The sequence below is a fragment of the Klebsiella sp. JB_Kp004 genome, from assembly GCF_040065795.1.
In the GTDB taxonomy this organism is placed as follows: domain Bacteria; phylum Pseudomonadota; class Gammaproteobacteria; order Enterobacterales; family Enterobacteriaceae; genus Klebsiella; species Klebsiella quasipneumoniae.
The window spans coordinates 101,660-109,289 of sequence record NZ_JBEAKW010000032.1 but is presented as its reverse complement, the minus strand read 5'-3'; the positions used below and the strand labels follow the sequence as shown (position 1 = coordinate 109,289).

Sequence of the window (7,630 nt, the reverse complement as noted above, 5' to 3'; positions counted from 1 at the left end):
GGCTACGCCTGACCCGGCCTACAAACTAAGCACAGCGCAAGCCGGGGAATTTCCCAGTCGCGGCGTTCCGCCTTACCCGGGCTACCGGACAGTGTAAACAGTAGCCCGGCTAAGCGCAGCGCAAGCCGGGGAGTTTCCCGGATAGCGCAAACCGCGAATAGCGCTTAGTCCGGCAGCGAACCGGCGAGGTTGCGCGCCGAAACGCTCTCGCTGACCGGCGCGGGCGGCTCCGGCGCCTTAGCCGGGGCGGCCGCTGGTGCGGCTGTCGGGGCGGAAGAGGCCGGCTGGATCTCAAGGAACGAGGCCAGCATCTTGCGCAGCGTTTCCGGTTTCGTGTCTTCCGCCAGCAGCGCCGCCAGCATCGACGGCAAGCGGCTATCGACTTCCCCTAACGCCAGCCCCGCCAGCAGCGCCGTGCGCGACATATCGCCACGGTCGCCGCGATGGTGGGCCTCAATTTTTGCGTCCGCGAAGCGCTCGCTGGCGCTGATATCCGGGCGCAGGTAAATCAACACTTTTCTGCGTTCCAGAGTCATAGACGCTCCTTAGCCAATAATTTTCAGACCACGCACCAGGGCGAACTGCGGCTCTTCAGCCACCACGAAACGGTCCTCACGCAGGCCCATACGTTCACGAATGGCATCGGCAACCAGCGGCGCGCCGCCGCCAATCACGATGGCATGCGAGTAGCCTTTAAAGCTATCGATAGCCGTCAGGACGCGGGTGGTCAGACGTTCGATGCTGTTAGTGATCACCTTTTTCACCTCAGAAACCGCATCCGGATCGTTGATGTTATCGGTCAGGTACGCTTCGTCATGGCGATTGATAATGATCTGGTCGACGTTATAGCTTGAGGTATCGGTATTCGCCCGCGCCAGCGCCAGCTTAACGGCGTCGGTCACCAGCGATACGCCCAGCTTCGGGTCGCCGTAAATGCGCGAAACCGAGGTCATCTGCCCGGCGACCATCGAGATATCGAGCGTGGTGCCGCCGAGGTCGATAATCAGCACCGAATGGGAGGGCTTGAGTTCATCGCACAGGCTAATGCCCGCCGGAATCGATTCCGGGCGCACGGTGACTTTGGTGATATTGAACACCACGCCTTTATTCAGTTTAACTTCGCGCAGCAGGCTCTTTTTCTTACGCTCAATGTTGTCGAGGCGATATTGCGCATCCTCGTCATAAAATTCAGTCAGCGGCAGCGTCACGACTATTTCGACGTCCTGTGGCTCAAGACCGCTGGTCAGCAGCGCGTGATGGACAGCGATGGAGTTCAACGGGCTGTACTGCCAGTCAATATTATTGGTCGGGAGCGCATCGGGAGTGATCAGGTCGAATGAGTACTTTTCATCATCCACGGTGTAGTTAAAGGGCTTCCCGGAACCGAAGGTGGCAGACCAGCCGCGTTTAAAACTGTTGGGGCTGATATGGGTGAAAGTTTCGCCATCTTGCTCCCACAGCATTTTGATATTGGTTGAACCATCATCGATAAAAATGCGCATCGCATTGCTCCATCACTGAGACAAATAAGAGAAAAATGTAACACCCAAAAAGAGTAGCAAGAGTTAAAAAGCAGCGCAAGAGCACGAAAAAGAGACAATTCTGAGTTTTAATTGAGAATAATTGGAGCAAATAACAACTACATGAACCTAAAGAGAGAATATTTTGAGATAAATTAGAGAAATACGTTTTCTCTTTTCGTCCGCTTTCAACGCTCATTTTTGTCCAAAAAAGAGAGCATCCCTCCCCTCTTTCGTCAGCTGTTTTCGAACGCTTTTTACACCTGGTTGGGTACCACAATGGGCCGTTCCGGCTCAGCCACATTTTCCGGTACCCGGCGATATTTATCCAGCAGGTGAATCTGAATGCGACGCAGCATATCGCCGTTGAGCTTGTAATAGCGGAAATAGAGAAACAGCGTCAGGGCAAAAAAGAGCGTCGGCAGCGCTATCATAATCGCCTGCATCCCCAGCAGCGTCTGGGACGACTGGGCCACATTCGGCACATAACCGATGATACCGAGCACGATGGCGATAAACCAGGCCGCGAACGCCGAGCCCGCTTTCACCACCAGCGTCTGCACCGAATAGGCGATACTTTCGCAGCGGATGTTCATCGTATATTCGCCGTAGTCGACGGTATCGGCCACCATAATAACCTGCAGCACCCAGAACAGCGCGGTGCCGATATTCAACAGCACGCCGGCCAGCGAAATCAGCGCGACGTTGTAGATCCCGCTCAGCGCCATCAGCAACAGCACGCCGCAGCCCAGCACCGGCATGATCGAAGCGCCCGCCCACAGAATGCGCCGCGACAGCCCTTTCACCAGCCGCGGAAACAGCACTAACGTCAGCAGGTTCGCCGCGCCGGCGTAGGACATGTAATACGGGAACATCTCCGCGCTGCCAATCACGTAGGTAAAGTAGTAAATCGCAAAGCCAGCGATAATATTCGCCGCCGTGTTATAGGCCAGCGCCATGCCCAACAGGCAGGCCAGCTGATCGTTTTTATAGATCAGCGCCACCATCTGGCGCAGTGAGAGATGGCTGGCATCCTCGCTCACGCCGCTATCCGAGGAGTAAACCTCGTGGACGTTGCGCAGCGTGACGAGGGTGGAAACCACGAAGAAGGCGATCAACACCAGGGTGAACATCTGGAAACCGAAACCGCGGTCGGAGCCGCCCACGGCGCTGACAAACGGCAGCGTGACGCCGGCAGTGACGAATCCCGCCAGGCTGGCGAAAAAGCGTGGATACGGCACCAGCTGTTCACGTTCGCGTTTATCAAGGGTAATGGTCGGCACCAGCGACCAGAACGGCACATCCATGATGGTGTAGGTGAACCCCCACAGCAGATAGGTCAGCCACACCCATGCCAGCAGCGCCCCGCCGGAGAAGTGATGGGCGCTGAACAGCATATACAGCACTACCGAGTTGGTTATCGTGCCAATCAGGATCCACGGTTTGAATTTCCCCCATCGCGATCGCGTACAGTTGACGATCCAACCCATGATCGGATCGGCTATCGCATCGAGGATCCGCGCCACCAGAAACAAGGTGCCGACCACCCCAACCGACAGTCCAACAATATCGGTGTAGTAATACATCAGATACATGTAGACGATACCGATAGCGAAATCTTTACCAAAGGCACCAAATCCGTAGCTGAGCTTTGTTGTCATTGAAATACTCATAGGGTACAGGTCGCTGTCGCCAGCGCCTCCTTCAGTGTTTGATAGAGCATGCAGGACGCCGCCGGGTCGTTGCCCCCGGCGGCATGAGAAGATTAACGATGCAGCCAGGACGGCAGCCAGTCGCCGTGGCTGGCGATCAGATCGTCCACCAGCGCGTAGATCTCTTCGATCCCCAGCACCGCAGCGGTGTGCGGATCCATCATCGTGGCGTAATAGACGTAATCGCGATTTTCGGTGAGGATCGCCTCCGTGAGCAGCGTCTGCACGTTGATGTTGGTCTGCATCAGCGCCGCCAGATGCGCCGGCAGCGCACCCATTTTGGTCGGCTGAATGCCGTTGGCGTCCACCAGGCAAGCCACTTCCACGCAGCAGCCCTGCGGCAGGTTGTCGATAAGGCCGTCATTGCGCACGTTGCCATACACCACGCTTGGCTCGCCGGTCCAGATGGCGTTCATGATGGTGCTGGCATACTCCCGGGATGGCTTCACCTCGATGCGCTCGCCGCGCTGATAGCTCTCCAGCTCCTGATGCCAGTTGGCCAGTTGCTCGACGCAGCGTTTCGGGTATTCATCCAGCGCCACTTTATAGCGGGCGATAAGGTCCTCGCGGCCCGGCTTGATAAACCATGGCGTGTATTCGGCAAAATGCTCCGACGACTCGGTCACAAAGTAGCCGAGCTTTTTGAACATCTCATAGCGGACGATGTTTTCGCAGCGCGGGTTGCCGTGCAGGTTAGGCTTCGGCGCGCGCCCGTCAGCGTAGGCCTGCAGCAGGTCGGGATAAAGGCTGACATAGCTGCCGTCGGCGAGCTTTTTCTCCAGCGAGAGATAGAACGCCATATGGTTAATCCCGGCGCAGCGGTAGCGTAAATCCGCCGGGTTGAGGTCAAGATCGCGCGCCAGTTCTTCCGCCGTTCCCTGCACCGAGTGGCACAGGCCAACCTGTTTAATATGCGGGTAGCGGGCGTAGATGGCCCAGGTGTTCATCGCCATTGGGTTGACGTAGTTAAGCAGGGTGGCGTCCGGGCAGACCTCGGTCATGTCGTCGCAGATAGCCCACAGATGAGGTATGGTGCGCAGGGCGCGCATAATGCCCCCCGGACCCAGCGTATCGGCGATGGTCTGCTCCAGGCCATGGCGTTTACAGACCTCAAAATCGGTGACGGTACAGGGCTCATAGCCGCCAATCTGGAAGGCGACCACAACGAAATCAGCGCCCTGCAGGGCGGTTTTGCGATCGCGATGGCAGCTGATTTCGCCCTTCGCGCCGACGGAATCCATCAGCTTGCGCACCACGGTATGCGACTCTTCCAGCCGGGTGTCATCGATATCCATCAGCGCGACATGCGCCGATTTCAGCGCCGGGCGCTGGAAAACATCACCGAGAATATTTTTAACGAACACCGTCGAACCGGCGCCGATAAAGGTAATTTTTGGGGCGGTCATTACGCTCTCTCCATCAGGTCATTGAACCCTTGCAGAGTGGCACGCCGTTCAGCGTTGCGCTGCCCTGTTCCCACCGGAGCATTCCCGAAAGCTCAGATCGGCCATTAAGCGCCACAAAATCTGAGTTTTCGGGAACAGATTGCGCAAAAAGGAGAGAAAATGGGCCGATTCTTCCGCTAAGCTGTCGTCAGTTCTGGCGAAAAATGCAGCCACTCTGACAATTCAGGAATACGCTAACGATGGAATACCGCTTCACCTCCCTGCCCCCCGATCCCTTTATGTGCAGCAGCGATGAAAAGCAGAGCCGCAGCCCGCTGGCGCTCTACTCTGAGTATCAGCGTATGGATATCGAGCTGCGCCCGCCGCACGCCATGCCTACCAGCCACTGGCATGGCCAGGTGGAGGTCAACGTGCCGTTCGATGGCGACGTGGAATATTTGATTAATAACGAAGTGGTGCGCATAGAGAAAGGCTATATCACTCTGTTCTGGGCCTGTACGCCGCATCAGTTGACCCGCCCGGGGGATTGCCAGCAGATGGCGATCTTTAACCTGCCGATGCATCTGTTTCTCTCATGGCCGCTGGACCGGGAGCTGATCAACCACGTCACTCACGGGATGGTGATTAAATCCCTCGCCGCCCAGCAGCTGAGCGCCTTCGAGGTGCGCCGCTGGCAGCAGGAGCTGAACCACGACAATGAACAGATTCGCCAGCTGGCGATCGATGAAATCGCCCTGATGCTGAAGCGGCTGAGCCTCGCCGGCTGGCAGCCGATTCTGGTCAACAAAACCTCGCGCACCCATAAGAACAGCGTCTCGCGCCATGCGCAGTTTTATGTCAGCCAGATGCTGGAATTTATCGCCGCCCACTACGACCAGGCGCTGACCGTCAATGCCGTCGCCGAGCACGTTAAGCTCAACCCGAACTATGCGATGGGGGTATTCCAGAGAGTGATGCAGCAAACCATGAAGCAGTACATTACCGCCATGCGTATCAATCACGTGCGGGCGCTGCTGAGCGATACCGACAAGACCATCCTGGATATCGCCCTCACCGCCGGTTTCCGCTCCAGCAGCCGTTTCTACAGCACCTTTACCCGCTACGTGGGGATGCCGCCGCAGCAGTACCGTAAACTTAGCCAACAGCGTCGTCACGGTCTGGCCTTGCCGGAGGCATAAAAAATGCCGCCGGGGTTTCCCCAGGCGGCATGATTAGCAGTGAAAACAGTTAGTCGTTGATACGCGGATGCTGCTGCACCAGACGCGACCGTTTTGCCTGCAGATCGGCGATCTCCTGATCGATATCTTCGATTTTTTGCTCGATGTTATCGTAGTGCTCGCCAAGGATTTCTTTCGCTTCCTGAATATCCGACGCCGCCGGGGTCGCCCCTTTCAGCGGACGGTTAGCGGTCTCTTTCATCGACAGGCCCGTCGCCATACCCACCACCGCGATCACCATCAGGTAGTATGCCGGCATCATCAGGTTCTGGGTGGTCTCCACCAGCCACGCCGCCAGGGTTGGCGTCAGACCGGCAATCAGCACCGAGATGTTAAAGGCGCTGGCCAGGGCGCTGAAGCGGATGTGCGTCGGGAACATCGCCGGCAGCGAGGAGGCCATCACCCCGATAAAGCAGTTCAGCACCACCGCCAGCAGCAGCAGACCGGCGAAGATCAGGCTCGTCACGTTGCTGTTGATCATAATGAAGGCCGGGATCGACAGGGCAAACAGCGCCACGCTACCAATCAGGATAAACGGACGGCGGCCGAAACGGTCGCTGAGCATACCGATAACCGGCTGCACAAACAGCATCCCGACCATGATGGCGATGATGATCAGCACCCCATGATCTTCCGAGTAGTGCAGGTTATGCGACAGGTAGCTCGGCATGTAGGTCAGCAGCATGTAGTAGGTCACGTTGGTGGAAATCACCAGACCGATACAGGTCAGCAGGCTGCGCCAGTGCTTAGTGGCAATCTCTTTAAAAGAGACCTTCGGCCCGTCCTGCAGACCTTCACGGTCGCCCTGCTCCATGGTGTCCACATGCTGCTGGAACGCCGGGGTCTCTTCCAGCGCATGGCGCAGATAGAGGCCGATGATGCCTAGCGGCAGCGCCAGGAAGAACGGGATACGCCAACCCCACTCAAGGAAGTTCTGTTCACCCACCACGCTGGAGATCAGGACCACCACGCCGGCCCCCATTACAAACCCGGCGATGGAGCCAAAGTCCAGCCAGCTGCCCATAAACCCGCGTTTACGGTCAGGGGAGTATTCCGCGACGAAGATCGACGCCCCGGTATATTCACCACCGACCGAGAAGCCTTGCGCCATTTTACACAGCAGCAGCAGGATCGGCGCCCAGATACCTATCGTGGCATACGAAGGAATAAGGCCGATACAGAAAGTACTTATCGACATGATCACGATAGTTATCGCGAGAATTTTCTGCCGACCATATTTATCGCCCAGCATCCCGAAGAACAGGCCGCCCAGCGGACGAATTAAAAATGGAACGGAGAAGGTACCGAGTGCGGCAATCATCTGCACGCTTGGGTTGGCATCGGGGAAGAAGACTTTACCTAAGGCGTAGGCCACAAAGCCGTAGACGCCGAAATCGAACCACTCCATCGCGTTGCCCAGGGAGGCCGCGGTGATCGCCTTTTTCAGTTTACCATCGTCGATGATGGTCACATCCTTAAGGGTGATGGGCTTTATTTTTTTCCTTTTAAGCATATTTTTCCTCTGCTACTCCGCCTTGAATGCACGTCTCTTCGCCGAATGGCAAAGCCATTCGCAACGTGCGTCAGGAGCGGTGAATTGCTGTGCTCCTCATTTCAAGCGTAGCAGGTTTGCCTGCACTGTCTGCTGACAGAATGTACAACCGAACCTGTTGACGCCTGCTGTGGCTACTGGTGAATAAATGGAGCGGCTTATCGTCATCATTGATGAAATTGACCTGCTCCCCTTTTTTACCCTAACAGTGTTTATATCTGCG

General features: G+C 56.7%; 6 protein-coding genes. 1 reads left to right on the top strand and 5 read right to left on the bottom strand.

Going from position 1 to position 7,630, the window contains the following annotated elements; genetic code table 11:
* Nucleotides 1-164: 164 nt before the first annotated feature.
* The 4 genes from ABLX76_RS14340 to ABLX76_RS14325 all read right to left on the bottom strand — a co-directional run bounded on the left by ABLX76_RS14340 (nt 165) and on the right by ABLX76_RS14325 (nt 4,638).
* Nucleotides 165-536 (bottom strand): plasmid partitioning/stability family protein, encoded by a 372-nt coding sequence (locus ABLX76_RS14340; protein ID WP_017900087.1) that lies wholly within the window; start codon nt 534-536, stop codon nt 165-167.
* A gap of 9 nt (nt 537-545) precedes the next feature.
* Nucleotides 546-1,502 (bottom strand): plasmid segregation protein ParM domain-containing protein, encoded by a 957-nt coding sequence (parM, locus tag ABLX76_RS14335; protein ID WP_032454592.1) that lies wholly within the window; start codon nt 1,500-1,502, stop codon nt 546-548.
* 275 nt (nt 1,503-1,777) lie between these two features.
* Nucleotides 1,778-3,193: a melibiose:sodium transporter MelB gene (melB, locus tag ABLX76_RS14330; protein ID WP_241515946.1), complete on the bottom strand. Its 1,416-nt coding sequence runs from the start codon at nt 3,191-3,193 to the stop codon at nt 1,778-1,780.
* A gap of 92 nt (nt 3,194-3,285) precedes the next feature.
* Entirely contained in the window at nt 3,286-4,638 is a 1,353-nt protein-coding gene (locus ABLX76_RS14325; protein ID WP_348874703.1) for an alpha-glucosidase/alpha-galactosidase, read from the bottom strand.
* 239 nt (nt 4,639-4,877) lie between these two features.
* On the opposite strand from ABLX76_RS14325, the gene melR reads away from it, so the two are divergent.
* On the top strand, nt 4,878-5,816 hold the full coding sequence (gene melR, locus ABLX76_RS14320; RefSeq protein ID WP_004206385.1) for a transcriptional regulator MelR: 939 nt from the start codon (nt 4,878-4,880) through the stop codon (nt 5,814-5,816).
* A 49-nt stretch (nt 5,817-5,865) separates the two neighbouring features.
* On the opposite strand, the gene proP is transcribed toward melR, so the two are convergent.
* Nucleotides 5,866-7,368 carry a glycine betaine/L-proline transporter ProP gene (gene proP, locus ABLX76_RS14315; RefSeq protein WP_023291673.1) on the bottom strand — a complete coding sequence of 501 codons (1,503 nt, stop codon included), beginning with the start codon at nt 7,366-7,368 and terminating at the stop codon, nt 5,866-5,868.
* Between the last annotated feature and the right edge of the window lie 262 nt (nt 7,369-7,630).

Bases quoted from the DNA above. Each gene is read 5' to 3' on its own strand.
- ABLX76_RS14340 (WP_017900087.1), bottom strand. From the start codon at position 536: ATGACTCTGGAACGCAGAAAAGTGTTGATTTACCTGCGCCCGGATATC.
- parM (WP_032454592.1), bottom strand. From the start codon at position 1,502: ATGCGCATTTTTATCGATGATGGTTCAACCAATATCAAAATGCTGTGG.
- melB (WP_241515946.1), bottom strand. From the start codon at position 3,193: ATGAGTATTTCAATGACAACAAAGCTCAGCTACGGATTTGGTGCCTTT.
- ABLX76_RS14325 (WP_348874703.1), bottom strand. From the start codon at position 4,638: ATGACCGCCCCAAAAATTACCTTTATCGGCGCCGGTTCGACGGTGTTC.
- melR (WP_004206385.1), top strand. From the start codon at position 4,878: ATGGAATACCGCTTCACCTCCCTGCCCCCCGATCCCTTTATGTGCAGC.
- proP (WP_023291673.1), bottom strand. From the start codon at position 7,368: ATGCTTAAAAGGAAAAAAATAAAGCCCATCACCCTTAAGGATGTGACC.